The following is a 334-nucleotide window of genomic DNA, read 5'->3' as shown; positions in this document are numbered from 1 at the left end:
CCAGCTTTAGCTGCTTCGGCTTTACCTTGTGCTGCCTCTGCACCGGCCTTCGCGGTTTCTGCGTCAGCTTTAGCGGTTTCTGCACCAGCTTTAGCTGCTTCGGCTTTACCTTGTGCTGCCTCTGCACCGGCCTTCGCGGCTTCTGCGTCAGCTTTAGCGGTTTCTGCACCAGCTTTAGCTGCTTCGGCTTTACCTTGTGCTGCCTCTGCACCGGCCTTCGCGGTTTCTGCGTCAGCTTTAGCGGTTTCTGCACCAGCTTTAGCTGCTTCGGCTTTACCTTGTGCTGCCTCTGCACCGGCCTTCGCGGTTTCTGCGTCAGCTTTAGCGGTTTCTG

At 57.5% G+C, this 334-nt stretch carries 1 protein-coding gene; it reads right to left on the bottom strand.

Annotated features, from left to right (window positions below; translation table 11 throughout):
* The coding region (locus tag DPV92_RS09745) for a hypothetical protein (RefSeq protein ID WP_192574197.1) at positions 1-334 on the bottom strand (334 nt) is incomplete at both ends.

The organism is Pseudohaemophilus paraphrohaemolyticus (assembly GCF_003253115.1).
In the GTDB taxonomy this organism is placed as follows: Bacteria; Pseudomonadota; Gammaproteobacteria; order Enterobacterales; family Pasteurellaceae; genus Haemophilus_A; species Haemophilus_A paraphrohaemolyticus_A.
This window is presented reverse-complemented; position numbering and strand designations above follow the sequence as displayed.